This window comes from Mycobacterium sp. ZZG, from assembly GCF_054786995.1.
On the sequence record NZ_JBTBFV010000184.1, the window covers coordinates 1 to 773 of the forward strand.

A 773-nucleotide genomic window follows, 5' to 3' on the forward strand; every position below is an offset into this window, starting at 1 on the left:
CCGCTCCTCACCGAGGGCGTCGAAGAAGCCCTCGAGGGTGGCCTTGTCCCGGCCGGGGGCGGCCCAGACCAGCCGACCGGTGTCGTGGTCGACGACCACGGTCAGGTAGCGGTGGCCGCGCTTGTAGGAGATCTCATCGATCCCGATCCGGCGTAGGTCGGCGAACCGGTCATGCAGCTTCTCGACGTCGGCCCAGACCCGGGTGATGATCGCCCCCACGGTGCGCCAGGCGATCCGCATCAACTCGGTGACCGCGCTCTTGGAGCACTGGGTGGCCAGCCAGGCGACCTGCTCATCGAACCCGGTGGTGTGTCCGGCGCCATGCCGGGCCCAGGGCACCGCGCGGACCGTGGGCCCGTGCTCGCGGCAGTTGACCCGCGGTGCGTCGGCCTCGAGATGGACCTGGATGGTGCCCAGGTCCAGCGCCCGCCACCGACGACGTCCCTCGCCACGGTCGTACCAAGGAGACCGTCGCTGACATCGTCCGCAGCGAGCTCCCGCACGTCGCGCGGGCCGAACGCAGGCCACCAGAGTCTGCTCGTCCTCGTCGAACTCGATGTCCTCCACGACTGTCTTCTCGACCCCCAACAGGGCTCGCCATAAGGTGGCGTTCTGCACGCCGTTCTCCGCTCACTGGTTCCTGGTCCTAGACAGCTCAGAAACCTAGACAGGGAACGGCGTGCTCACGTTTCAGGCGCGCTCAACCACCCACGGATGCGTCAGGAGAGCCTGAATTCTGCTGGGCAGGAAATGTTCACGTTCACGATCGAGGG

The 773-nt window shown here is 67.4% G+C and carries 1 protein-coding gene; it reads right to left on the reverse strand.

Annotated features, from left to right (window positions below; genetic code table 11):
- Positions 1–618: helix-turn-helix domain-containing protein (locus ACXMYJ_RS29265; RefSeq protein WP_460359569.1), on the reverse strand; the 618-nt coding region annotated here is incomplete at its 3' end.
- Between the last annotated feature and the right edge of the window lie 155 nt (positions 619–773).